The sequence below is a fragment of the Halorubrum distributum JCM 10118 genome, assembly GCF_000337335.1.
GTDB classification, from domain to species: domain Archaea; phylum Halobacteriota; class Halobacteria; order Halobacteriales; family Haloferacaceae; genus Halorubrum; species Halorubrum distributum.
The window spans coordinates 37249-60482 of sequence record NZ_AOJN01000055.1; the positions used below are offsets into that span (position 1 = coordinate 37249).

Here is a 23234-nt window from a genome sequence, read left to right on the forward strand (position 1 = left end):
CGGTGTCGTCGGAGTCGATAGCCGAGCGCGTCAGGCCCGTTTCACCACGCGGTCGAGCCCGACGGGCTCCAGCCCGCGCCGGTCGAGTTCCGCCTCGATCTCCCGTACCCGGGGCGCGATCGCATCCGGCTCGTGGCTGTCGGTCCCCACGGTCACGTCGACGTCGGCGTCGACGAGGCGGTCGAGGAACGCGGGCGCCGGGTGGAACTCGCCGTAGTCGTCGAGCAGCCGCCCGGCGTTGATCTCCGGGACGGTCCGCGAGTCGCGGAAGGCGTCGGCGACGGCGGCGTAGTGGTCCTCGGTCGCGAAGCCGCGGAGGTGGGGGTTGCGCTCGATCAGGTCCGGGTGCGCGGCGACCGCGAACAGCTCCGACTCGGCCAGGGCGACCAGCTTCTCGAAGTAGCGGTCGACCAGTTCGCGCCGTTCCGCCTCCGGCTTGTCGGCGAAGTGGGAGCGCGTGTGGACGTTCGCGCCGTCGAGGTCGTGGACGCTGCCGACGGCGTAGTCGAAGCCGGCGTCGGCGAGGAACTCGGCGATCGCACCTTCGTGGGCGGGATCGTAGTCCATCTCGACGGCGTCGAACACCTCGATCGCGGCGTCCTCGCGGACCGCCTCGATGGCCTCGCGGCGCCGCTCGTACGTCATGTCGAGGTTGAACCCCAGCGCGCGCTTGTAGCGCCGCGCGCTCGGCTCCGGCGACACGTTACAGTGGTCGGCGAACCCGATCCCGTCGAGACCGGCGTCCGCGGCCGCGTCGACCATCCAGCGCAGGAACGCCCCGTCCGAGTAGTTCGTGTGGGCGTGGTAGTCGTACACGGCGGACGTACGGTCCGATCCGACTCGAAGGTTCGGGTCGCACGGAACGCGTTCACACGCGAGACCCGGTCGGCAGGCCGCGATCGAACCAGCAACATGATCCGCCAAACCCGTTGAAAGTTCATTTAGAAAATTTTTTCTCGCTGATGATTGGTTTATGGTAGCATGGGTACTACTGGCAAGATATGCTGTCGCGTCGTGGACGGTGACGACCGGCCCCTGGCGGGTCGGGTCGTGGTCGGGGAGCGACGGGGCGGCGACGGGGACCGGATCGGCTACTGGACGACCGGCGACGACGGGGAGTTCGTCCTCGATGCGGACGGCGGCGTCGACGTCGACGACGTCTCGTTCACGGTTCGGAACCCCGCCGGCGGGGGCGACACCGAGCCGGTCCGGGGGCGAGACCGGCCGGAGGGGGGCGAGACGACGCTTCGCCTGACGGTGAATGCGCACAGCGTCGCGATCCACGGCGGGACCGAACACCGGGGGATGAACGACGCGGCGTGTACGGCGGCGGGTCCCGTCAGGAGCCATCGGTTCCACACGCAGTTCCCGGGGCTCGACCCGTACGACCGCGACGAGGACCTGCTCCGGACGCTCGGCGGCGCCGACGGCGAGGCGGGCGCGCCGATGATGGAGTCCCCGGACGACCCGGTCGGCGACGCCGACACACCGGCCGGCTACGGCATCTTCGGCCAGTTCGTCGACCACGACATCACCTTCGACCCGACCTCGGACATCGACCGGCGCAACGACCCGGCGGCGCTGCGAAACTTCCGGACGCCGGCGCTCGACCTCGACTCCCTGTACCGGACGAACGCGGAGGCGGCGCCGTTCCTCTACGACCACGAGACGGACGAGCGCAAGCTGCTCACCGGCGAGGCGGCCGCGCCCGACGCGGAGGACGGCGGCGGCCTCTCGGGGCTCCCGGGGACCGACCTCCAGCGGAACGATCAGGGGGTGGCGCTGATCGGCGACCCGCGTAACGACGAGAACGTCGTCGTCTCCCAGCTCCAGCTCGCGTTCGTGAACTTCCACAACCGCGTCGTCGACCACCTCCGAGGCCCGGGCTCCGACCTTGTCGAAGAGGGCGAGTCCGTCCTCGAAGCGGCGCAGCGGCTCGTCAGGTGGCACTACCAGTGGGTCGTGCGCCACGACTTCCTGCCGCGGATCTGCGACCGATACGTCCTCGACGACATCGAGGAGCGCGGCCGACAGCACTTCGTCCCGCCGGGCCGCACGCCGGCGATTCCCGTCGAGTTCGGCGGCGCCGCCTACCGCTTCGGTCACAGCATGATCCGTCACGCGTACGACGTCAACGACGAGGTCGGCGAGGTGCCGCTGTTCCCGACCGGAGCCGGGGGCGGGCGGAACCTCCGCGGCGGGCGCCCGGTCCCGAGCGACCTCGTCGTCGACTGGTCGCGCCTGCTGGACACCGGCGACGGCGACTACCAGCCCGCGCGGAAGACGGAGCCGCTCCTCGCGCCGACGCTGTTCGACCTGCCGATCTCCGGGGACACCTCGCTCGCCGTCCGGAACCTCCGCCGCGCGAAGGCGCTCGGGATCCCCTCCGGACAGGACGTCGCCGCGCGGATGGGGTACGATCCGATCCGGAACGAGGCGTTCGGCGAGGACTCGCCGATCATGAAGGTGCTCCGGGCGCACGGCCGCGGCGCCGACCCCGACTCGCCGCTGTGGTACTACGTGCTCGCCGAGGCGGAGTACCAGCAGGACGGGGAACGCTTGGGCGCGGTCGGCAGCCGGATCGTCGCCGAGACGCTCATCGGGCTGATCGAGGCCGACGAGACCGCGTACCCGAACGCCGCGCCCGACGACTGGGAGCCGAGCCTCCCGCAGCCGACCCCGACCGAGGGGTACACGCTCGCCGATATCACCGAGTTCGCGGCGGAGGCGAACCCGGACGGACTCGTGATCGACGCCGTCGACGCCGGTCCCGGAAGCGACGTCGGCGACGCGGCGGGAGACGTTCTCGACGAGTCGGTGACGCTGCGGAACGCCGCGGACGACCCGATCGACCTGACCGGCTACGTCATCGACCTCGACGGCCAGCGGGGCGACCTCCCGGGCGCCACGCTCGGTCCCGACGAGACCCTGACGGTCCACGTCGGCGCCGGCACGGACACGTCGACCGACCACTACCTCGGACGGGGCGCGCCCGTCCTCGACGACGAGGGCGAGGTCGTCGCCGTCTGCGGCCCCGACGGCGAGCGCTCGACGAGGCGACGCTACGTCGGGTGACCGCGGAGGGGCGTCGGTGGGCCGCGGAGGCCCTGGACTCCGTCGCGGGCGCGGCCCGGCCGCGTCACCGGCCCTCGCCGACGAGCGCGTTCGTCGAGATGACGAGGAACGCGAGCCCCGACAGGCCGGCGATGACCGCGAACGACGCCGCCCAGCCGAAGAGGTCCGCGACGAGCCCGACGCCGACGGAGCCCGCCGAGCCGATCACCGTGTAGACGGTCCGGATCAGCCCGAAGCCGGCGCCGCGCTCCGCGTCGCCGAGCGCGTCCATGAACCGCGGGTCGATGGCCGAGAAGAACGAGGAGCCGAGGCCGGCAAGGAACACGGCGATCCCGAGTCCGGCGAGCGCCGGGAGCGCGGGCAGCCCGACCGCGGTCGGGAGTTCGACGAGGTCGGGGAGCGCGACCAACCCGCCGAGGCCGAGCGCGCCGCCGAGGAGGGCGGCGGCGATGCTCGCGTCGCGGCCCAGCCGGTCGGAGAGCCGGCCGAGTCCGACCTGCGCCCCCGCGCGGACGACGAAGAACGCGGAGAAGACGCCGCCGGCGAACGCCGGCGAGTACCCGCGGAGCTCGACGAGGAACGTCGGGAGGAAGGAGATGACGCCCTGCGCGACGTACGTGCCGAGCGTCGCCACCGCGAGCGGGACGAGGACCTCGCGCCGCCCGATCAGTTCGAGCAGTGGCGCGAGTCGGAGCCGCTCCGCCATCGGCTGGTCCAGGCGCCGGGGCTCGGTCGGCCGGACTCGCCGCGCGAACAGGACGAAGATGGGGACGCCGACGAGCGCGGCCAGCGCGACGCCCGGGCGCCACCCGTACCTGAAGCCGACCCAGGTCGCGGCGACCGGCGCGACGAGCCCGGCGAGCGGCCCGCCCAGCGAGTGGATCCCGACCGCGGTACCGAGGTCGTCGAACGTCCGCGAGAGCAGCGTGGTCGCCACCGCGTAGTGGAGCCCCGCCGCGAGCCCGAGAAGCACCGCCGCCAACACGAACGCGGGGAAGACCGGCACGACGGCGAGCAGGATGCTCATCGCGGTCGTCCCGCCGACAGCGACGAGGATCACGCGGCGCTCGCCGAACCGGTCGGCGAGGATCCCGCTCGGGAACTGGGAGAGCCCGTAGGCGAACCACATGCCGGAGAGCGCGACGCCGACCGCGGTGTTCGACACCGCGAAGTCGTCGATGATCAGGGGGACGACCGGGCTGATCGCCAGCCGGGCGAAGTACGTCACGAAGAAGGCGAGCATACACAGCGTCAACACCGTGTGGCGGTAGCGCCAGTTCACGCCGACCGCCGCCTCCGCGGAGCCGGATCCGGTCGCCTCCCGGGCGCGGACGTCCGAGCGTTCGTGGCGTCGACTGCGCGGTTCACGTCTCGTCTGGGTCCTCTCGTGCGACCCGTATAAACTGTCCTCTCCCGGCGAGCGGTCGGGGGGTTTCCCCCGGTCCGCGGTTCACTCCCGGTCCGCGAGCCGCTCCGCGATGGCCGCGCCGGCGGTCCGCGGGTCGGCCTCGCGGATCCGCACCGCGTCACCGACGGCGACGCGGCCGGGCTCGACCACGTCACAGCAGAGGCCGCCGCGGTTGCGGAGCGCCGACGCGAGCCCGGCCTCGCCGGCGAGCTCCTCGACGTGGGCGCAGGGAGGGCGCCGGCGAGTCGGTCGCAGGAGGGCGTCGCCGACCGCGACGGTCGCGTCGAGGAGCGCGTCCATCTCGGCGCCGAACCCGTCGACGACGACGTTCCGGCGGTGACGGCCGTCGCGCACGTCGATGCCGGTCTCCTCGCGGACGGCGGCGAGCGCCTCCGCCGCGACGAGGGTGACCGCGCAGGCGTCGAGCTGGAAGTGGCCGTCGCCGCTGCGGTAGCGGTCGCCCGCGACGCCGTCGGGGCGGATCTCGACCGCGTCGCGGCGGACGGGGGGCGCGCCGCTCTCGGGAGCCGTGACGAGCGCGTCGACCGCGCCGGTCGTGGGCTCGGTCCCCGCGCCGGTCGCCGAGCCGGCGTCGTCCGCGGACCCGCCGGAGGGTTCGCCGGGCGGCATCACGGGCCCCCGAGGAGGGCCGCGTCCTCGGATTTCAGCCACTCGCGGTGTGCGTAGTAGACGGCGGCGACCGGCGGCGCGGGGAGCGCGGCGAACGCGTAGAGCCATTTAAAGACCCCGAGGTCGACGACGCGCCGCTCGGCGAGCGAGAGCGCGTCGAGCAGGATGGTCGCGGTCGCCAGCGGCGCGAGCAGGTAGCCGTGCGCGAAGCCGACGGCCGCACCGAGCGCCGTCTCGGGCGTCAGAAACGCCCAGTCGAGAGCGTACAGCAGCGTCCACGTTCCGACTGTCGCCGCGAGCGCGGCGAGCCACGGCCCGTCGAAGCGGCGGTCCGAGGGGTCCGATCGGTCCCCCGTCCCCTCGTCCGGCGGGGCCGATTCTGCGCGCGTGTTCATCGTGCGATCTGCGCGCCGGACGCTAATCAACTCCCGGGTGGCGGCGGAGCGCGGCGTTCACGCCTCGTCCGGTCCGTCGAAGGTGCCCGCCGTCAGGTAGCGCTCTCCGCTGTCCCAGAAGACGGTGACGACGAGGGGCTTCTCTCCGGCGAACGCGCCGCTGTCGCGGAGCTCTGCCGCCACGTCCTTCGCGGCGAGGTTCGAGGCGCCCGACGACTGGCCGACCAAGATTCCCTCCTCGCGGGCGAGTCGGCGGCACTCCGCCTCGGCGGCCTCGAGCTCGACGGTGTGGACCTCGTCGATCAGGTCGACGTCGAGGTTCGGCGAGACGAACCCCGGCCCCATTCCCTGGAAGTCGTCGACGCTCGGCTCCTCGCCCGAGAGGACGGCGTTGTCCGCGGGTTCGACGGCGTCGATCCGGACGTCCGGGAACGCCTCGCGCAGTCGGCGACCGATCCCGGAGAGCGTGCCGCCGGTGCCGACGCCGGCGACGAGGGCGTCGACGGTCCGGTCGCCGACCTGGTCGAGAACTTCGGGCCCCGTCGTCTCGTAGTGGGCGCGGGGGTTCGCGGGGTTGTCGAACTGGCGGAGCTGGACGGTGTTCGGCTCCGCCTCCAGCTCGTCCGCGCGCTCCTTCGCGGCCGAGATGTCGCCGTCGACGAGCTCGACGGTCGCGCCGTACGCCTTCATCAGGCGGCGGCGCTCGATCGACTTCCCCTCGGGGATGACGAGGGTCACGTCGTAGCCGCGCGCGGCGCCGACCATCGCCAGCCCGATCCCGGTGTTGCCCGAGGTCGGCTCGACGATGCGGTCGCCCGGCTCGATCTCGCCCGCCTCCTCCGCCGCCTCGACCATGTACAGCGCGGGGCGGTCCTTCGCCGAGCCGCCCGGGTTCCGGGACTCGACCTTCGCCGCCACGGTCGTTCCCGCGGGCGCGTCGACCCGCACCAGCGGCGAGCCGAGCGTCGACAGGATGTCGTCGTCCATTACCCGAACGGAGGCGGCCGCGACCCAAAGGCCTCGCGGACTGCGGCAATCGATGTCGGCGGGGGAAGCGGCGACCGGCGGACCGAATGCGCCGCCGACCGCGAGCGAGCGAACCAGTCGTGCCCCTATTCCCCACTTCGAGCGGCGTCGGCCGCAACCGCCGCGACGGAAACTCCGCACGCGAACCGACGACAGGACGCGCTACGGCACCGCGGAGCGAGTAATAACAGTACTTATCTGCTGTCGGGAGCGAGTTAGTATTGTAATGAATACGCAAAACGACGCCGCGGGACGGGCCGGATCGCTCGGCCAGCTCCAGTGGCTCGCAGTCGTGCTGGTCGTCGTCACCGGCGTTCTCCACCTGTACGCCGGCGTCGTCGAGGGACGAGCTCCCGTCGCGCTTGCCGGCGTCGGTTACGGCGGCGCGCTCGTGCTCTTCTTCCGCGCCTACCGACGGCGACTGCTCTACCTGATCGGCGTTCCGTACACCGCCGTCCAGTTCCCGATCTGGATCGTGGCGAAGACGGAATACGGGGTGGTCGACTACGTCGACAAGGCGGCACAGGTCGCCCTGATTATCGTGTTAGTCTACCTCTATCTCAACTCGCCGTCCGAGCCCGACCGAGGAACCGCGACAGCGGCCGACTGAGCGCGGGTTCGCGGAGCGTCGGTCGGGGTCGGCAACGCCGGATCAGCGGCGCCGTCGAGATCGGCGAGATCTGTGGGGCCGACCGCTCGGACACGGAGCGCGCGTTCAGCAGACATAATGTGGTGGAACTCCGTCACCTCCCATGGAAGACGTCACCGTCGTCGTCCCGGCGTACAACGAGGCGGGCCGGATCGGGACAACGGTTCGGGAGCTCGTCGAAGACTACTCGGTGTTAGTGGTGGACGACGGGTCGACCGACAGCACCGCGTCGGAAGCGGGCGCGGCGGGGGCGACGGTGATCGAACAGCGTCGCAACGGGGGCTACATCGCCGCGCTGAAACGCGGGTTCCGAGAGGCCTCGTCCGACGTCGTCGTGACGTTCGACGCTGACGGGGAACACCGACCGACGGATATCCGGAGGCTCGTCCGGCCGATTCGCGAAGACGGGTTGGACTTGGTTCTGGGGGCCAGAGCTACCATTCCCCGTCCCTCAGAACGGCTGCTCAACCGCCTGACGCGGTTGAAGATCGACACGCGGGATTCTGGCACCGGGCTTCGTGCCCTCCGTCGCTCCCTCGCGGTTGACCTCGAGCTCGACACGGCGTGTACCTGCGGCACGTTCGTCCTCGAGGCGGCGGCGAACGGCGCGAGGATCGGGGAAGTGCCGGTCGAGACGCGCTCGATCCAGAAGCCGCGGGGGATCGCCTGGCAACACGGGAAGCAGCTCTTCCACGTCGCGCGCTACCTCCTGCGCGCCTGACACGCTCGGTCCTTCGGAGGCGGAGCCGCCATCCGTATCCGGCGTCGCCGGTCCCAGACGGAATACGGAGTCGAGAGTCCCCCGGCACGTGGTGACACGCGTCGAGAGTCACCGCCCGATAGCCTCGCCGTCCGCCGCAGGGGGACCGACCGCGTCGGCCGCGGGAGGCGTCCGCCGTTCGCAAGCGGGTCGCGAATGCGCACGGCCGGGCTTGCCGGCGGCGTCACTGACCGCTCGCGACCGCAGTTCGTCCCCGCGTTTGCCACCGACGCGCGGTTTACGTGTCCCGACGACCTACCGGGCGCCATGACGCTCGAAACGCTCGCGCCCGCCGACGACCTCGACGCGGAGGCGTTCGACGATTCGGTCCTCGCGGCGCTCGGAGCCGACGACTTCGTATTTAAAGTGTGGGGCGGCGACTGGTGCGGCGACTGCCGGCGACAGCTCCCCGAGTTCGGCGCCGCGCTCGCGGCCGCCGGGGTCCCTGACGACCGAATCGAGGCGTACCCGGTGACGAAGGGGCCGGACGGGAAGGAGGGCGAACTGGTCGGGGAGTACGGAATCGAGCTGATCCCGACCGTCGTCGTCGAGAGCGCGGACGGCGAGGAGCTCGCGCGGTTCGTCGAGGAGGAGCCCGTCTCGATCGCGGAGTTCCTCGCCGAGCGACTCGCCGACGTCGAAGCGACCGCCTGAGTCGCGCGGACTCAGCCGTCTTCGGAGTTCACGTCACCGGCGTAGTAGAGGACGGCCATCGTCACGCCCATCGTGACCGCGTAGACCGTCGTCGACGTGTCGAGGAGGACGCCGACGCCGAGGACCGACGCGGTCACCACGGCTCCGGTGAGGAGGGCGTACCGAACTCTGGAGAGCCCGCGCGCCCAGTCGTCGGCGCGGCGGTACAGCTGACGAGGACTTGCCATGTCCCGCCCTGTCTCGCCACCGCGAAGTGTTTTCCGGTCGGTCGGCGACGGACGAGGCGAGCGCTCAAGTCGGTCCGGCGTCGACCCCGCGTATGGCACGCGTCACGGTCTGGAACGAGCACCGACACGAGCGCGAGAGCGACGTCGTCGCCGACGTGTATCCCGAGGGGATCCACGCCGTCGTCGCCGACGCGCTGGAGGAAGGCGGCCACGAGGTCCGGACCGCGACCCTCGACGAGGGACCGGAGCACGGGCTCAGCGAGGCGGTCCTGGACGACACCGACGTGCTCGTCTGGTGGGGCCACGCCGCCCACGACGAGGTGCGCGACGCGGTCGTCGACCGCGTCCACGAGCGCGTCCTCGACGGGACGGGGCTGATCGTCCTCCACTCCGCGCACTACTCGAAGATTTTTAAGAGATTGATGGGCACCAGCTGCTCGCTGAAGTGGCGCGAGGCCGCCGAGCGCGAGCGGCTGTGGACGGTCGAGCCGAGCCACCCGATCGCGGACGGGATCGGCGAGCGGATCGAGCTCGACGAGACGGAGATGTACGGCGAGCGCTTCGACGTCCCGGCGCCCGACACCCTCGTGTTCACCTCCTGGTTCGAGGGCGGCGAGACGTTCCGCTCCGGCTGCTGTTACCGCCGCGGGAGCGGGAAGGTGTTCTACTTCCGCCCGGGCCACGAGACGTACCCGATCTACTACGACGAGGACGTGCGGCAGGTGCTGCGGAACGCGGTCGACTGGGCGGAGCCGGGCGACGGACCCGAGCCCGAGTTCGGCAACGCCGACCCGATCGAGGAGATCGACGCGAGCGACGACCGGACGGTTCACTGAGGCCACCCCGCTATCCGTGACGCCGTCGTCCGCCCGCCCAGGCCGCGTCGACGGTCACGCGTCTCGTCTACCCGCCCGGTCAGGCCACGTCTCGGAGTTCGATGAACGCCTTCATCAGCGCCGATTCGGCCTTCCGGAGGTGTTCGGACGCGGTGCTCGGGGCGGCGGCGATCCGCTCGGCGACCTCCTCCACGGAGGCCGTCCGCGGGGACTCGTAGTACCCACAGTCGACGGCGGCCGCGAGCGCGTCGAACTGCCGGTCCGTCAGGCCCGGGTCGAAGAGGTGCTGCCGCCAGTCGTACTCGCCGATACGGAGGACCTCGCTGTCGATTCGCTCCGGGAGCCCGGCGAGCGCGTCCCGGAGCGGCCCGTGTTCCCCGAGCACCGTCAGGCGCGCGACCCCGTCGGGACGGAAGTCGATCGGCGGGACGACGACGACGCCGGTCCGTCGGAGCGACTCGAACATCGCCTCGTCGACGGCGTCTCGTCGCTGCGTGAGGAAGACGTAGTACCCGCTCTCGTCGATCCGGGTGACCTCGAACTCCCGGATCCGGTCGACGGACCGCAACGCCTCGGCGTACACGTCGATATCCCCTTCGACGTAGAACAGGAACGTGTCGGCCGTCTCGTCGAAGAGGCTGCCGTGGAGGAGCACGTCCCGCTCGACGGCGTCCGACTCGTCGACGAGCCGGTGTACCGGGTGGATGAGATCGGGCGGATACCGAAGTTCGAGCCGCAGGTACTTCACGTCGAGCAGTGACGACGGCGATCTTATAAATGCCCGTACTGAGCCGGCAGAAGCCTCGGGTCGCGCGCCCGCCTCTCTTCGACCATGTCGACGGAGCTGCTGCGCGACCGCGACGACGAGGAGGCGGCCGATCCGTTCTCGTCGATCCGCGAGCTTGTCACGGCGCGTGAGGACCATCTGAACGCCCCGGCCGCCCGAGTCCGTCCCGACTCGGTTCAGGAGGCGCTCACCGCGCTGCGAGACGAGGCGGGGTACGACCACCTCGCTTGCGTCACCGCACAGGAGTACGAGGGGCGGTACGAGTCGATCTACCACCTGCGTTCGTACGACGACCCGACGCGTGCGGTCAGCGTCGTCGTCCCCGCCGACAAGGGCGATCCCGTCTCGGAGTCGGCCGCACCGGTGTTCCGAACGGCGGACTGGCACGAGCGCGAGGCGTACGACCTCGTCGGGATCGAGTACGACGACCACCCGGACCTCCGGCGGATCCTGCTCCCCGAGACCTGGCAGGGGCACCCCCTGTCGATGGACTACGATAAGGATCAGCCGCAGATCGCCGCCCTCTCCGAGAACGAGCCGATCGAACCCGGGTCGTCGACCGCGACCGGCAGCGACACCATGCTCCTCAACATCGGGCCGCACCACCCGGCGACCCACGGCGTCCTCCACCTTCAGGTGACCCTCGACGGGGAGCAGGTGATCGGGGTGGAGCCGGACATCGGCTACATCCACCGCTGCGAGGAGCAGATGGCCCAGTCCGGCACGTACCGCCACCAGATCATGCCGTATCCGGACCGCTGGGACTGGGGCGGCGGCGGACTGCTCAACGAGTGGGCGTACGCCCGCGTCGCGGAGGACCTCGCGGACATCGAGGTGCCCGAGTACGCGCAGGTGATCCGGACGATGGCCGCGGAGTTCAGCCGGGTCCTCTCGCACATGCTGGCGATGGGGGCGTACGCGCTCGACGTGATCGGCGACTTCACGGCGACGTTCATGTACGCGATTCAAGAGCGCGAGCGCGTCCAGGACATCGTCGAGGACCTGACGGGCCAGCGGCTGATGTTCAACTACTTCCGGCTCGGCGGCGTCGCGTGGGACCTCCCCGAGCCCCGGGAGGAGTTCCTGCGGAGCGTCCGCGAGTACCTCGATGGGCTCCCGCGGCGCATCGAGGAGTACCACGACCTCCTGACCCGAAACGAGATACTACAGCTCCGCACGGTCGACACCGGTGTCCTCCCGCCGGAGGTCGCGAAGGAGTACGGGACGACCGGTCCGGTGCTCCGGGGGTCGGGCGTCGACTACGACCTGCGCCGCGACGACCCGTACGGCTACTACGACGAGCTCGACTGGGACGTCGTCACCGAGGACGGCTGCGACAACTACAGTCGGCTGCTCGTCAGGATGCGCGAGGTCGAGGAGTCGGCGCGGATCGTCGAGCAGTGCGTCGACCTGCTCGAAGGCTGGCCCGAGGACGAGCGGACCGTCCAAGCGAACGTGCCGCGAACGATTCGCCCGGACGACGACACGGAGGTCTACCGCGCGGTCGAGGCCGCGAAGGGGGAACTCGGCATCTACATCCGCGCCGACGGGACGGACGAGCCCGCCCGGTTCAAGATCCGCGGGCCGTCGTTCTCGAACCTCCAAGCGCTCCCCGAGATGGCCGAGGGCGAGGCGATCCCCGACCTGATCGCGTCGCTGGGGAGTCTGGACACGATCATGGGCGAGGTCGACAGATGAGTTCGGGCGAGCCCGGTCGAGCTGATTGCTCTCGGACGAGCCTGCGGCTCAGCGCTGTAGAGTGACCGCCGCTACGGCGCGGACGTTGAAAGGCGGCCGCCTCACGCGAACGCGAGACGACCGGTGTGTCGCACGCCGGCGGCCGGTCGAGTAGGCGTCGGCCGCCGCCGTATATAAACCCTCGTTCACGGGAGTGACGGCGGAGACGGACCTCAGTGCGCAGCCACGGCGCCTTCAGTGGATTTATTCGTCCGTCTGATAAAACCGGAGAGAGGCTCAACCGTGTCGACTCAGCTGATCCCGTTGGTGGCGGCGATCATCGCTATCGGGGTGTTCGCACAGTTGCTCGCCGACCGTCTCGCGGTCCCAAGCATCGTGTTCCTGCTGATCGCCGGGCTCGCGCTCGGCCCCGAGGGCCTCGGCGTCATCACGCCGAACACGTTCACGGCACTGCCAGCCATCGTCGGCCTCTCGGTCGCGATCATCGTCTTCGAGGGTGCGTTCCACCTGCGGGTGGAGGACATCCGACGCGCCACGACGGTGAGCGTTCGCCTCGTCACGGTCGGGGCCGCCATCTCCCTCGTCGGTACGGCGCTGGTCGTCCGGTTCGCGCTCGGTGCCGACTGGGGTGTGTCGTTTCTCATCGGGGCGCTGCTCGTGGCGACCGGGCCGACGGTGATTACCCCGATTCTCCGCGTCGTCCCGGTCCGCGACCGCGTCGCGACCGCCCTGGAGACAGAGGGGATCGTCAACGACGTTACCGCGGCGATCCTCGCCGTCGTCGTCTTCAAGATCATGCAACTGGAGGAGCCGACGGTCGCGGCGTTCCTTGAACTGTTCATCGCTCGGATCGGGACCGGCGTCGGCGTCGGCGTCCTCGTCGCGGCCGCCCTCTGGGTCGTCCTCCGATACATCGATCTCTCTCCCGGGGACGCGCCGCGAAACGCTCGGCTCGTCGTCTTGGCCGGCGCCCTCGTCGCGTTCGGCGCCGCCGACACCGTCGCCAGCGAGGCCGGGGTGGCCGCCGCCGCGACCGCCGGAGTCATCCTCGGTAACGCCAACGTCCCGTACGAAGCGCAGATCGCCGAGTTCAAAGGCGACGTGACGCTCATCGTGCTCTCGTTCATCTTCATCGCGCTGGCGGCGCTGCTCGAATTCAGCGATCTGATGGCCCTCGGCGTCGGCGGGGCGGTCGTGGCCGCCGCCGTCATCTTCGTCATCCGGCCGCTGGACGTGCTGGTCTCGACGCGCGGCACCGACCTCACCGGTTCCGAGCGGCTGTTCGTCGGCTTCGTCGGGCCGCGCGGCATCATCCCGGCCTCGGTCGCGACGCTCTTCGCGGTCGAGCTACAGAGCGCCGGCGAGTCCGAGGCCGCGACGCTGCTGGTCGGAACGGTCTTCCTCGTCATCTTTTCGACGGTCGTGTTACAGGGCGGGTTCGCTCGCCGGATCGCGGAGTATCTCGACGTGATACCAATGCGTGTACTCATCATCGGCAGCGGGCGGGTCGGCCGAGAGGTCGCCGCTCGCCTCGAAAGCAGGGGAGAGAACGTCGTCATCATCGAGAACGACGAGACAGCCGTCGAGCGAGCGCGGAGCGAGGGGCTGACGGTCCGCATCGGGGACGGAACGGACGTGGAGACGCTCCGGTCGGCGGGCGTCGAGAGCGCAAAGACCGTCATCGCGGCGACCGGAAGCGACGAGGTCAACCTGTTCGTCGGTCAACAGGCGACCACGAACTTCGACGTCGACCGCGTCGTCTGCCGCGCGAACGACCCGAGCAACGTGGAGGCGTTCAACGACCTCGGCGTGGACACCATCTCCTCGACGTTCACCGTGGCGCAGGCGATCGACGACATCATCGAGCGCCCGGCGATGGCGCAGTGGGTGAACATGCTCGGAGAGGAGGGCGACGTCCAAGAGGTGACGCTGCGGAACCGGGAGTTCGTCGGCCGACCGATCAACGAGGTGGGCCCCGAACTCCCCGGGCGCTGTCTCATCGTACTCGTCACTGACGACGAGGAGACGTTCGTTCCGGAGGCGACGTACGAGCTCCGCGAGGGCGATCGCCTCACGCTGGTCGGCGAGTACGACGACGTTCAGGCGGGCGTCTCGCTCCTCACGGACGAGTAGCACCACCGGCACGAGGGGCGGGAGACGGTCCCCCGTCACTGCGGAGCGGTATCGGCCGCGCCAGCGCGCCGGTCGCGCGGAGGTCGCGGGCGCGGAACTACTCCGGCCGGTGGACCTCGCCGTCGCGCGAGTCGGCGTCCTTCCGGCGGAGCGCGGCGGCCGCGTTGTTCGCGTCGTAGCCGAAGAACACGTCCTTCGCGTACGTCTCGGCGACCTCCGTCGCGTGGATCAGGTCGTCGACGTCGACGTCGACCGCGTACAGCTCCAGCGAGAACGGCGTCTCCGGCGGCGCGCCGTGGAGGTCGTAGTCGCCGCCGAGCCGCGAGCGGAACCCGCGAGCGATCGCCTCCAGCCAGTAGGTCGTCGCGTACTCGGTGTCGTACAGCGGGACGACGAACTCGTCGACGTGCTCGGCGAGCCGATCGAGGTCGAGGCCGGCGCGCTCGTAGAGGTGGTCGGGGTAGGGGTCGGGGTACAGCGTGAGCAGGAGGCGTCCCGGAACCAGCTCGGCCGCCTCGGCGACGAACTCGGTGATCACGTCCGCGCGCCAGTCGGCGAAGTCGTCGCGATCGCTCTCGGCGAACAGGCGCTCGCAGCGGTCGCAGTGGCAGAACCCCTCGCGGGGGAACCCCACGTCGTCGAGGCGGACGTCCCCGTTCTCGGCCGCGCAGTCCGCGACGATCTCGAAGAGGCCCTCGCGGTACTCCGGGTGCGTCGGGCAGATGTACGCCCAGTCGAAGTACTCGCGGTCGCGAGTCGCCGGCTCGCCGCGCTCGTCGACGGGAACGAGGTCGTCGTTCTCGCTCGCGGCGGCGTTGTCGCCGAAACACGACACCATGTTCACGGCGTTCGGCAGCGGCTCGGCCGCCCGCCCCGTGACGTCTTTGACCTCGTAGAAGCCGAGGTCGAACGGCTCCATCGCGACCTCGTCGGCGTTGCGCGTGACGACCCCGTACATAGGGCCGGATACGGGACTGGTCGGTAAAAACGGACGGTATCGCAGCGATCGGCCGCAGGCGCGGTCGACGCGCGATGCGGGTCCCGTGCGATTCGGTTCGACGCGCGATTCCCTTCGCGGAGGGCGCGAACGCGGCGCCGCGCGGTTACTCGACTTCGACGGGCTGCTTGTCGCCGGCGAAGAGGAAGTACGCGAGCGCGACGAGCGACAGCACGAGGACGAGCTTGGCTTTCTTGCTCATACTCGATGCGTCGGGCGGCGGGCGCTAAAATCTACCGGAGGGAGAGTCGTGAGGGTATCCCACACCGAACGCGAGCCGACGCTTCAAACGTCGATGTGGTCGGCGATGTCGGCCCGGAGGATCGTCGAGCAGTAGTCGCAGCGGACGCCGTCGGCGACGACGTCGAAGCGGGTCTCGATCGGCTCGTCGGCGTTGGTGATACAGTTGCGGTTCGGACAGGAGAGCACGCCCGTCACGCCGTCGGGACGCGTGACGCGGTTCTTCTCGACCACCTCGAAGTCGCGGACGATGTTGATCGTCGCCTCGGGCGCGATGAGCGAGAGCACGTCGACCTCCGACTGCGACAGCTCCCGGTCTTCGACCTTCACGATGTCCTTGCGGCCGAGCCGGTCGGAGGGAACGTTCATCCCGACCGAGACGCCGAACCCCTCGGAGCCGTCGATCCCGAGGATGGCGAGGACGTTCAGCGCCTGTCCCGCCTCGACGTGGTCGATGACGGTGCCGTCGCGGATCTTCGAGACGCGCAGTTCGTGTTCGCTCATCGGTCCACCTCCGTCCCCTCGTCGCCGTCCGGATTCGCGTTCTCCAAGAGGGTGTCGAGCAGCGCCATCCGCACCGGGATCCCGTTGTGCGCCTGCTCGAAGTAGCGCGCGTGCTCGGTCTCGTCGACGTCGGGCGCGATTTCGTCGACGCGCGGGAGCGGGTGCATCACGGTGAGGTCGTCGGCGGCGGCGTCGAGCGTCTCGGCGTCGATCCGGTACTCGCCGGCGACGCGGTGGTACTCGTTCTCGTCGGGGAACCGCTCCTTCTGGATCCGGGTGACGTACAGCACGTCGAGCTCGTCGAGGACCGGGTCGAGCTCCTCGTGTTCGCGGATCTGCGCGCCCGTCTCGTGGAGGTCGAAGCGCACGGAGCGGGGGAGCCGCAGCGACTCGGGGCTGATGAAGTGCTGGTTCGCGTCGAACTCCGTCAGCGCGGCCGCCAGCGAGTGGACCGTCCGCCCGTACTTCAGGTCGCCCATGATCCCGATCGTGAGGTCGTCGAGCCCGTGGTCCTCCCGGATCGTGTGGAGGTCGAGCAGCGTCTGGGAGGGGTGTTGCCCCGCGCCGTCGCCCGCGTTGACCACGGGGACGTCGACGCGCTCGCCGGCCAGCGTCGCGGCGCCCTCGCTGGGGTGACGGAGCACGAGCGCGTCGGCGTACCCCTCGATGACGCGGACGGTGTCCGACAGCGACTCCCCCTTCGACACCGACGAGGAGTCGACGTCGCCCATGTCGATGGTGTTCATCCCGAGGCGCTTGGCCGCGCTGTCGAAGCTCATCCGGGTGCGCGTGCTGGGCTCGAAGAAGCAGAGCGCGAGCACGCGCCCGGCGTGCCGGTCCGCGTAGGCGGCGGGGTCGTCGGCGACCGCCCGGGCCCGGTCGAGCACGGCCTCGATGTCATCCCGCGAGAGCTGGGTCGCGGTGATGAGGTGGTCCTGTCGCATCGTCTGAGATGGGACCCGGCAGTATCTTGAATCCCTCGGCTCGGCCGCCGAGTCGGGTGTTCACGTCCATGTGGATCCCCGCGACCAACGGTTTCGAGATTCGCAGAACGCGGTGACCGTTCGCACGCTCGGCGACCGGCGACACTCGCCCGCGCTTATAAACCGATCCGCGCCGAACGGTAGAACATGTCCGAGAACGATCCGGCAGACCTGCTTCCGAACGACCGCGTAAAGCAGGCCGCCCTCGACGGCGAGGTGACGCAGCTCCACCGCGGGAACCGGTACGGCAACGAGGGCGACAGGTTCGAGATCGAGGGCGTCGCCTTCGAACTGACCGAGGTCACCGAGCGCACGCTCGGCGACATGACCGACGAGGACGCGAAGCGCGAGGGGTCGCCCTCGCTGGAGGCGTACAAGGAGCGCATGGTCCGCGCGCACGGCGGCAGCTTCGAGTGGGACGAGGACGCCGACGTGGTGCGTCACCGCTTCGAGCGGGTCGAGTAGGGCACGGCAGCGCGTCCGCGGGGCGACGCCGCTACCCCGGACGCGAACGTGTCACGCGATACGACCGTATCCCATTATTTATACTGTAGGATACTGGAGACGGGATGTATGTCAGCGAGTGACGGGGCAGGCGTCATCGAACGTATCGGATTCCGAATGTCGGAGGTGGTCGAACGGTGGATGCCGAGCCCGTTCGTCTTCGCCATCCTGTTGACGTATATCGTCTACGTGGCCGGGCTGGTGGCCACGGACTCCGGGCCGGTGGAACTGTTGGAGTTCTGGTACGGCGGCTTCTGGGCGTTCCTCGGGTTCTCGATGCAGATGGTGCTCATCCTGATGACCGGGTTCGTCATCGCGTACCACCCGCGGGTGAACGCGATCTTACAGCGGCTCGCCGAGGTGCCGAACTCCGGCGCGCAGGCCGCCGCGTTCGTCGGCTTCATCTCGATGTCGCTGGCGTGGGTCCACTGGGGGTTCAGCCTCATCATGGGCGCCATCTTCGCCCGCGAGATGGGGAAGATCGCTCACAAGAAGGACATCAACATTCACTACCCGCTGCTCGCGGTCGCCGGCTACATGGGGCTCGGCCTGACGTGGCACTGGGGCATCTCCGGCTCCGCGCCCCTCCAGCTGACCGACGCGAACAACATCGGCGAGGGGACCGGGTTCGAGTTCCTGACGTCGACCGTGCCGGCCGCAGAGACCATCTTCCACCCGTACGCGCTCACGCTCACCGCGCTCTCCATCGTCTTCGCGAGCGCCGTGCTGTACGTCCTCGCGCCGTCGGGCGACCGCGCGAAGGGGGTCACGGAGTACGTCGACGAGGCGGACCTGTTTGACTCCGCGGCGGACGGGGGCCGCGCAACTGACGACGCGGCCACCGACGGCGGCACCGACGCCGCCGACGCCGCCGACCCGGTGGACGAGCCGCCGGCCGAGGTCGCCGACGTCCCCGCAGAGCGGCTGAATAACAGCCGGATCATCGGCGGGCTGGTCGCGCTGTCGGGCGTCGCCATCCTCGCGCTCCAGTTCGCCGGGCAGGGGCTCGGCGCGTTCACGCTGAACGCCGTCAACTTCGGCTTCCTCTTCGCCGGCCTGCTCATCTACCAGCGCCCGGCGTACTACCGCGACCGCTTCAACGACGCGGCGGGCGCGGCGGCCGGCATCGTCCTGCTGTTCCCCTTCTTCGCCGGCATTCAGGGGATCATGGCCAGCTCCGGGCTGGCGCTGCTGCTCGCCGAGGGGCTGCTGGAAGTGTCGACGGCGGCGACGTACCCCGTTATCGCGTGGGTCGTCGGCTCCGTCGCGAACCTGTTCGTCCCCTCGGGCGGCGGCGAGTGGCTCGTCGTCGGCCCGTCGGTGCTTCAGGCCGCGCAGGAACTCGGCGTGCCCTACGGGCAGGCCACCATCGCGTACGCGGTCGGCGACGCGCACACGAACCTGCTGAACCCGTTCTGGGCGCTCCCGCTGCTCGCGATCACGAACGTCAGGGCGCGCGAGATGTTCGGCTACGCCATCGCGATGCTGATCGCGCTGATCCCGTTCCTCGCGGTCGCGCTGTACGCGGTGCCGTACTGAGCCGTTGAAAAGGGGCCTCTCTTTTCAGTCGTCGTCCGCGGCTGCGCCGTCTGCGCCGCCCGCGCCGTCGCCGTCCTCGGCGGCGGTCGCCGCGTCGTCCTCGATGCTCGGCGGGTACTTCCCCCGGTCGAGCTTCAGGTCGGACTGCGGGCGCGCCATACAGGTGAGCGCGAACTCCTCGGCCTCCTCGTCGGTGAGGCCGCGGGCCGCGGGCTGGGTCACCTCGCCCTCGACGATCTCGGCGGAGCAGGCGAGACACATCCCGACGCGGCAGGAGTACTCCTGGGCGATCCCCTCGTCGAAACAGGAACTGAGGATCGTCTCCGTGTCGGCCACCTCGATCGTCTCGCCGGTGCCGACGAACTCGACGGTGTACTCGGTCATGGCGCCGAGTACCCGCCGACCGGTCAAAAAGGGTTCCCTCCGTTCCGTCGTCGTCGCGGGGACGGAAGCCGGACGAAGCGAGGAGAGGTCGTTGCTGAAATTTATAAATATACACACGCAACTGTGTACTGTAATGTCGACGAAAACGATCTCGCTCGACGAGGAAGCCTACGAGCGGCTCAAATCGCACAAGCGGGAGGGAGAGTCGTTTTCCGACGTGGTCAAGCGGATCGCCGGCGAGCGATCGTGGACCGAGGTCGCCGGGATCCTTTCAGAGGACGAAGCCGACGAACTCGAATCTCTCGTCGAGGAGGGGCGGTCCCGGTCTCGCGATCGGCGTGAGCGCCTCGATTCGGACGTTCAGAGCGACGGATGATCGAGGACACGACGTTCGTCATCGACGTTCTACACGACGATCGGGACGCAGTCCGATACCTCGATCTCATCGAACGGGAGAATCGTCCCGAGAAGATTTCCTCGATAACGGTACTCGAACTGTACGAAGCGGTCCCACAGTTGAACGCCCCCGAAGACCGCCGTCAAGCGATTCTCGACGTGCTCGACACACGCCACGCGGTCGTCGCCGACGAGACCGTGATGCGAAAAGCCGGAAAGATCTCCGGCTCGCTTCGCGCACAAGGCCGAGAGATCGATAGAGAAGACTGTATCATTGGAGCGACGGCGCTGTTGAACGACGAACCGGTTGTGACCCGCAATCGCGATCACTTCGAGCGCATCGACGGCCTTGACGTCGAGACGTACTGAGCGCCCGCCGGCGGGCATCGTTTCCTTCCCACCTATCGCAACGACTAATCCCCCGCCGGACGCTTCCCGAGGTATGACAGGCAAGGCCACCGCGCGAGCCCACCCGATCCAGGGGCTCGTCAAGTACCACGGGATGCGCGACGAGCAACTGCGGCTCCCGTATCACGACAGCATCAGCCTCTGTACCGCCCCGACCGCGACGACGACGACCGTCGAGTGGCAGCCGGACGCGAGCGAGGACACCTACGTCATCGGCGGCGAGGAAGTGGACGGGCGCGCGGCCGAGCGCATCGACATGGTCGTCGACCACGTCCGCGAGCTGGCGGGCGTCGACGCCGCGGTGCGGCTGGAGAGCGAGAACTCGTTCCCGTCGAACATCGGCTTCGGCTCCTCGTCGTCCGGGTTCGCGGCGGCCGCGCTCGCCCTCGTGGAGGCCGCCGGCCTCGATATGTCGCTCCCGGAGGTCTCCACCGTCGCCCGCCGCGGCTCCTCCTCGGCAGCGCGCTCGGTCACCGGCGCGTACTCGCGGCTCGACGCCGGCCTCAACGACGAGGACTGCCGCTCCTACCGCCTCGACACCGGCGTGAGCGAGGACGGGTTCGACCCCGAGGAGGACCTCCGGATCGTCGCCGCGCACGTCCCCGCTTATAAAGAGACGGAGGAGGCGCACCGCGAGGCCGCGGCCAGCCACATGATGCAGGCGCGGACCGCGCACGTCCAGGACCAGCTGGTCGAGATGACCGACGCCCTCCGCGCGGGCGACTTCGACCGGATCTTCGAGACCGCCGAGCACGACTCGCTGTCGCTGACGGCCACGACGATGACCGGCCCCGCGGGCTGGGTGTACTGGCAGCCCGAGACGATCGCGGTGTTCAACGCGGTCCGCGAGCTCCGGGAGTCGGGCGTCCCCGTCTACTTCTCGACGGACACGGGCGCCTCGGTGTACGTGAACACGCTCGCCGACCACGCCGACGAGGTCGAGAGCCGGATCGCCGAGATCGGCATCGACACGGACGTCTGGGAGGTCGGCGGCCCGGCGCGCGTCCTCGACGAGAGCGAGGCGCTGTTTTAAATAACGCCTTTTTAAATAAGAACCGCCGTGCGGTGGCGCGCGCCTGCGAGCGGCCGATAGGCCGCGAGGAGCGCGTGCGAGGGAGTCGACCGCCCGGAGCAACGCGGAGGGCGGTCGACGAGGCTGGGGAGGCTCGAGGCTGCGGTGCGGTTCGGGGTGGGACTCAAAGGGGCAGCCGTGAGGCGGCCGCAGGCGACGTAAGCACTGGAGGGAGCGAGCGAAGCGAGCGACTGAAGCGCGCAGCGAGCGTGCGGCCGCCTCACGGCTGGGGCTTTGATGGTGTTCACCGTCGATCCGGAATCAACTGTTTATAAGCGAACGGCTCGGGCTTTGGCGGTGGTCGCCGTCACAGCGACTCTGAATCCATCGTCACCGGCTTATTCCTCCGGGTCTTCGCCGCGCGCTCGCTTGTACATCGCTAACGCTTCCTCCCGCCGTTCGGAGTGGTCGACGATCGGCGCGGGGTACTCCGGCGCGGCGTTCGCGCGCTGCGTGGGCGACAGCTCGTGCCACTCGTGGATCAGGTCGGCGTCGAGTCCCCGGAGCTCGGGCACGTATTTCTTTATATACTCCGCGTCGGGGTCGTAGCGCTCCCCCTGCGTCATCGGGTTGAAGATGCGGAAGTAGGGCTGCGCGTCGGTCCCGGTGGAGGCCGCCCACTGCCACCCGCCGTTGTCGTTGGCGGTGTCGTGGTCGGCCAGGTGCTCCCGGAAGTGGTCGTACCCGTGCCGCCAGTCGGCGAGGAGGTCCTTCGTGAGGAACGAGGCGACGATCATCCGCACGCGGTTGTGCATGAACGCCTCCTCGCGCAGCTGCCGCATCCCAGCGTCGACGATGGGGTACCCCGTCTCGCCGCGCTTCCACGCCGCGATCTCCTCGGGGTCGTCGCGCCACTCGATCCCCTCCTCGTACGCCTTGTAGTTCGCCGTCACCACCTCGGGGTTGTGGAAGAGGACCTGCGTGTAGAACTCCCGCCACGCCAGCTGCTGTTGGAACTCCTCGACCTGCTCGGGGGCGTCGTCGGGGCGCGCGTCGGATTTCGCTTCGGCCATCGCTGCCTCCGTGGCCGCGTACGCCTCCCGGACGCCGATCTCGCCGTACTTCAAAAAGGCCGACAGTCGAGAGGTCGCCTCCTCGGCGGGGTAGTCGCGCTCGGCCTCGTAGGCGAACACCGCCTCGTCGAGGAACTCGTCGAGGCGCTCGCGGGCCGCGGCGGTCCCGGCGGGGCCGATCTCCGCGTCAGGCTCCGCGAAACCGAGGTCTGCGGGCGTCGGGAGGTCGCCGACTGCGAGGCCGTTCGGACCGGCGTCGGCGGTGACCCTTCCGGCGTCGGCGTCCCCGCCGTCGGCGACCGCGTCCGACGCGTCGCCCCAGTCGACCGCGTCGACCGCGTCCGCGAGCCCGTCGGCGTCGACGAGGTCCTCGCCGGCCGGCGCCGGCGCCGGGTCGTCCTTCGCGCGGTCGGTCCACTTCTTCCAGTAGTAGCTGTAGACGGAGTACGGGTCGCCGGCGTTCGTCCGGATCGCGTCGGGCTCGTGGAGGACCGCGTCGTGGTGCGCCTCGCGCGCCACGTCGACCGCGTCGAGCGCGCGCCTGACGGCCGCGTCTCGCTCGCGGGCGAGTCCGGAGTAGTCGCGGTTCCAGACGACGCGCTCGGCGTCGAGCGCGTCCGCGAGACGGGGGAGGAGCGACTCGGGGTCGCCGCGCGCGACGAGCAGGTCGCTCCCGCGCTCGCGGTAGTCGTCGCGGAGCGCGGCCAGCCCGTCGAGCAGGCGGCGCACCCGCACGTCGCTCGCGTGGTCGAGGACGTCCGGATCGAAGACGAAGACGGGCGCGGCGGGGCCGCGGTCCGCGTCGTCTCCGGCCCCCGTCGCGGCCGCGAGCCCGACGTTGTCGGCGACTCTGAGGTCCCGTCGGTGCCAGAACAGCTCCATGGGATCGACACGTGCGCGTCCACCGTGAAACCAC

General features: G+C 69.9%; 24 protein-coding genes. 12 read left to right on the plus strand and 12 right to left on the minus strand.

Going from position 1 to position 23234, the window contains the following annotated elements:
* Positions 1-30: 30 nt before the first annotated feature.
* Positions 31-816 carry a PHP domain-containing protein gene (locus tag C466_RS12330; RefSeq protein ID WP_004595650.1) on the minus strand — a complete coding sequence of 262 codons (786 nt, stop codon included), beginning with the start codon at positions 814-816 and terminating at the stop codon, positions 31-33.
* Positions 817-1014: 198 nt separating this feature from the next.
* Here C466_RS12330 and C466_RS12335 point away from each other — a divergent pair, with 198 nt between their 5' ends.
* Complete coding sequence (locus C466_RS12335; protein ID WP_004599822.1) at positions 1015-3075, plus strand: peroxidase family protein; 2061 nt, start codon at positions 1015-1017, stop codon at positions 3073-3075.
* A gap of 64 nt (positions 3076-3139) precedes the next feature.
* On the opposite strand, the gene C466_RS12340 is transcribed toward C466_RS12335, so the two are convergent.
* The 4 genes from C466_RS12340 to C466_RS12355 all read right to left on the minus strand — a co-directional run bounded on the left by C466_RS12340 (position 3140) and on the right by C466_RS12355 (position 6495).
* Positions 3140-4357, minus strand: coding sequence for an MFS transporter (locus C466_RS12340; RefSeq protein WP_004595648.1), 1218 nt, complete (start codon positions 4355-4357; stop codon positions 3140-3142).
* Between the two features lie 168 nt (positions 4358-4525).
* Positions 4526-5113, minus strand: a complete 588-nt coding sequence (locus C466_RS12345) for an MOSC domain-containing protein (protein WP_004595647.1) — start codon at positions 5111-5113, stop codon at positions 4526-4528.
* Positions 5113-5508: a hypothetical protein gene (locus tag C466_RS12350; protein WP_004595646.1), complete on the minus strand. Its 396-nt coding sequence runs from the start codon at positions 5506-5508 to the stop codon at positions 5113-5115. The genes C466_RS12345 and C466_RS12350 overlap by 1 nt, the downstream gene beginning before the upstream one ends.
* Before the next feature lie 57 nt (positions 5509-5565).
* On the minus strand, positions 5566-6495 hold the full coding sequence (locus tag C466_RS12355; RefSeq protein WP_004595645.1) for a PLP-dependent cysteine synthase family protein: 930 nt from the start codon (positions 6493-6495) through the stop codon (positions 5566-5568).
* Between the two features lie 265 nt (positions 6496-6760).
* Between C466_RS12355 and C466_RS12360 the strand changes: the two genes are divergently transcribed.
* The 3 genes from C466_RS12360 to C466_RS12370 all read left to right on the plus strand — a co-directional run bounded on the left by C466_RS12360 (position 6761) and on the right by C466_RS12370 (position 8597).
* Entirely contained in the window at positions 6761-7144 is a 384-nt protein-coding gene (locus C466_RS12360) for a DUF7475 family protein (RefSeq protein ID WP_004595644.1), read from the plus strand.
* A gap of 142 nt (positions 7145-7286) precedes the next feature.
* The gene (locus tag C466_RS12365) at positions 7287-7904 is read left to right on the plus strand and encodes a glycosyltransferase family 2 protein (RefSeq protein WP_004595643.1); all 618 of its coding nucleotides are present in this window, start codon (positions 7287-7289) and stop codon (positions 7902-7904) included.
* Positions 7905-8210: 306 nt separating this feature from the next.
* A complete protein-coding gene (locus tag C466_RS12370; RefSeq protein ID WP_049908332.1) occupies positions 8211-8597 on the plus strand; it encodes a TlpA family protein disulfide reductase in 387 nt (128 codons plus the stop codon).
* 11 nt (positions 8598-8608) lie between these two features.
* Here the strand turns inward: C466_RS12370 and C466_RS12375 are convergent, their stop codons facing one another.
* Positions 8609-8824, minus strand: a complete 216-nt coding sequence (locus tag C466_RS12375; protein WP_004599823.1) for a hypothetical protein — start codon at positions 8822-8824, stop codon at positions 8609-8611.
* 92 nt (positions 8825-8916) lie between these two features.
* Between C466_RS12375 and C466_RS12380 the strand changes: the two genes are divergently transcribed.
* On the plus strand, positions 8917-9660 hold the full coding sequence (locus C466_RS12380; RefSeq protein ID WP_004595641.1) for a ThuA domain-containing protein: 744 nt from the start codon (positions 8917-8919) through the stop codon (positions 9658-9660).
* Between the two features lie 79 nt (positions 9661-9739).
* Here C466_RS12380 and C466_RS12385 read toward each other — a convergent pair whose 3' ends face one another.
* Positions 9740-10408: a helix-turn-helix domain-containing protein gene (locus C466_RS12385; protein ID WP_004595640.1), complete on the minus strand. Its 669-nt coding sequence runs from the start codon at positions 10406-10408 to the stop codon at positions 9740-9742.
* An 84-nt stretch (positions 10409-10492) separates the two neighbouring features.
* Here C466_RS12385 and C466_RS12390 point away from each other — a divergent pair, with 84 nt between their 5' ends.
* Both C466_RS12390 and C466_RS12395 read left to right on the plus strand, forming a co-directional pair.
* Positions 10493-12145, plus strand: coding sequence for an NADH-quinone oxidoreductase subunit D (locus tag C466_RS12390; protein ID WP_004595639.1), 1653 nt, complete (start codon positions 10493-10495; stop codon positions 12143-12145).
* Positions 12146-12451: 306 nt separating this feature from the next.
* On the plus strand, positions 12452-14278 hold the full coding sequence (locus C466_RS12395) for a cation:proton antiporter domain-containing protein (protein ID WP_004595638.1): 1827 nt from the start codon (positions 12452-12454) through the stop codon (positions 14276-14278).
* Positions 14279-14375: 97 nt separating this feature from the next.
* Here C466_RS12395 and C466_RS12400 read toward each other — a convergent pair whose 3' ends face one another.
* The 3 genes from C466_RS12400 to pyrB form a co-directional block, all read right to left on the minus strand.
* Positions 14376-15236: a glycoside hydrolase family 10 protein gene (locus C466_RS12400; protein ID WP_004595637.1), complete on the minus strand. Its 861-nt coding sequence runs from the start codon at positions 15234-15236 to the stop codon at positions 14376-14378.
* Between the two features lie 324 nt (positions 15237-15560).
* Positions 15561-16019: an aspartate carbamoyltransferase regulatory subunit gene (gene pyrI, locus C466_RS12405; protein WP_004595636.1), complete on the minus strand. Its 459-nt coding sequence runs from the start codon at positions 16017-16019 to the stop codon at positions 15561-15563.
* Positions 16016-16963: an aspartate carbamoyltransferase gene (pyrB, locus tag C466_RS12410; protein WP_004595635.1), complete on the minus strand. Its 948-nt coding sequence runs from the start codon at positions 16961-16963 to the stop codon at positions 16016-16018. The genes pyrI and pyrB overlap by 4 nt, the downstream gene beginning before the upstream one ends.
* Positions 16964-17149: 186 nt before the next feature.
* On the opposite strand from pyrB, the gene C466_RS12415 reads away from it, so the two are divergent.
* Entirely contained in the window at positions 17150-17467 is a 318-nt protein-coding gene (locus tag C466_RS12415; protein WP_004595634.1) for an ASCH domain-containing protein, read from the plus strand.
* A gap of 108 nt (positions 17468-17575) precedes the next feature.
* Entirely contained in the window at positions 17576-19045 is a 1470-nt protein-coding gene (locus C466_RS12420; RefSeq protein ID WP_080505955.1) for a short-chain fatty acid transporter, read from the plus strand.
* Positions 19046-19069: 24 nt separating this feature from the next.
* Here C466_RS12420 and C466_RS12425 read toward each other — a convergent pair whose 3' ends face one another.
* Entirely contained in the window at positions 19070-19429 is a 360-nt protein-coding gene (locus tag C466_RS12425; RefSeq protein ID WP_004595632.1) for a 2Fe-2S iron-sulfur cluster-binding protein, read from the minus strand.
* A 133-nt stretch (positions 19430-19562) separates the two neighbouring features.
* On the opposite strand from C466_RS12425, the gene C466_RS12430 reads away from it, so the two are divergent.
* From C466_RS12430 to mvaD, 3 genes are all read left to right on the plus strand, one after another.
* Positions 19563-19805: an antitoxin VapB family protein gene (locus C466_RS12430; protein ID WP_004595631.1), complete on the plus strand. Its 243-nt coding sequence runs from the start codon at positions 19563-19565 to the stop codon at positions 19803-19805.
* Entirely contained in the window at positions 19802-20194 is a 393-nt protein-coding gene (locus tag C466_RS12435) for a PIN domain-containing protein (RefSeq protein ID WP_004595630.1), read from the plus strand. Before C466_RS12430 ends, C466_RS12435 begins: the two co-directional genes overlap by 4 nt.
* Positions 20195-20267: 73 nt before the next feature.
* Positions 20268-21266, plus strand: coding sequence for a phosphomevalonate decarboxylase MvaD (mvaD, locus tag C466_RS12440; protein ID WP_004595629.1), 999 nt, complete (start codon positions 20268-20270; stop codon positions 21264-21266).
* Positions 21267-21643: 377 nt separating this feature from the next.
* Here mvaD and C466_RS12445 read toward each other — a convergent pair whose 3' ends face one another.
* Positions 21644-23200 (minus strand): cryptochrome/photolyase family protein, encoded by a 1557-nt coding sequence (locus tag C466_RS12445; RefSeq protein WP_004595628.1) that lies wholly within the window; start codon positions 23198-23200, stop codon positions 21644-21646.
* Positions 23201-23234 lie beyond the last annotated feature (34 nt).

Excerpts from the sequence above, each read along its gene's own strand:
- C466_RS12345 (WP_004595647.1), bottom strand. The coding sequence starts at position 5,113 with ATGCCGCCCGGCGAACCCTCCGGCGGGTCCGCGGACGACGCCGGCTCG.
- C466_RS12350 (WP_004595646.1), bottom strand. The coding sequence starts at position 5,508 with ATGAACACGCGCGCAGAATCGGCCCCGCCGGACGAGGGGACGGGGGAC.
- C466_RS12355 (WP_004595645.1), bottom strand. The coding sequence starts at position 6,495 with ATGGACGACGACATCCTGTCGACGCTCGGCTCGCCGCTGGTGCGGGTC.
- C466_RS12360 (WP_004595644.1), top strand. The coding sequence starts at position 6,761 with ATGAATACGCAAAACGACGCCGCGGGACGGGCCGGATCGCTCGGCCAG.
- C466_RS12365 (WP_004595643.1), top strand. The coding sequence starts at position 7,287 with ATGGAAGACGTCACCGTCGTCGTCCCGGCGTACAACGAGGCGGGCCGG.
- C466_RS12370 (WP_049908332.1), top strand. The coding sequence starts at position 8,211 with ATGACGCTCGAAACGCTCGCGCCCGCCGACGACCTCGACGCGGAGGCG.
- C466_RS12375 (WP_004599823.1), bottom strand. The coding sequence starts at position 8,824 with ATGGCAAGTCCTCGTCAGCTGTACCGCCGCGCCGACGACTGGGCGCGC.
- C466_RS12380 (WP_004595641.1), top strand. The coding sequence starts at position 8,917 with ATGGCACGCGTCACGGTCTGGAACGAGCACCGACACGAGCGCGAGAGC.
- C466_RS12390 (WP_004595639.1), top strand. The coding sequence starts at position 10,493 with ATGTCGACGGAGCTGCTGCGCGACCGCGACGACGAGGAGGCGGCCGAT.
- C466_RS12400 (WP_004595637.1), bottom strand. The coding sequence starts at position 15,236 with ATGTACGGGGTCGTCACGCGCAACGCCGACGAGGTCGCGATGGAGCCG.
- pyrI (WP_004595636.1), bottom strand. The coding sequence starts at position 16,019 with ATGAGCGAACACGAACTGCGCGTCTCGAAGATCCGCGACGGCACCGTC.
- pyrB (WP_004595635.1), bottom strand. The coding sequence starts at position 16,963 with ATGCGACAGGACCACCTCATCACCGCGACCCAGCTCTCGCGGGATGAC.
- C466_RS12415 (WP_004595634.1), top strand. The coding sequence starts at position 17,150 with ATGTCCGAGAACGATCCGGCAGACCTGCTTCCGAACGACCGCGTAAAG.
- C466_RS12420 (WP_080505955.1), top strand. The coding sequence starts at position 17,576 with ATGTCAGCGAGTGACGGGGCAGGCGTCATCGAACGTATCGGATTCCGA.
- C466_RS12425 (WP_004595632.1), bottom strand. The coding sequence starts at position 19,429 with ATGACCGAGTACACCGTCGAGTTCGTCGGCACCGGCGAGACGATCGAG.
- C466_RS12430 (WP_004595631.1), top strand. The coding sequence starts at position 19,563 with ATGTCGACGAAAACGATCTCGCTCGACGAGGAAGCCTACGAGCGGCTC.
- C466_RS12435 (WP_004595630.1), top strand. The coding sequence starts at position 19,802 with ATGATCGAGGACACGACGTTCGTCATCGACGTTCTACACGACGATCGG.
- mvaD (WP_004595629.1), top strand. The coding sequence starts at position 20,268 with ATGACAGGCAAGGCCACCGCGCGAGCCCACCCGATCCAGGGGCTCGTC.
- C466_RS12445 (WP_004595628.1), bottom strand. The coding sequence starts at position 23,200 with ATGGAGCTGTTCTGGCACCGACGGGACCTCAGAGTCGCCGACAACGTC.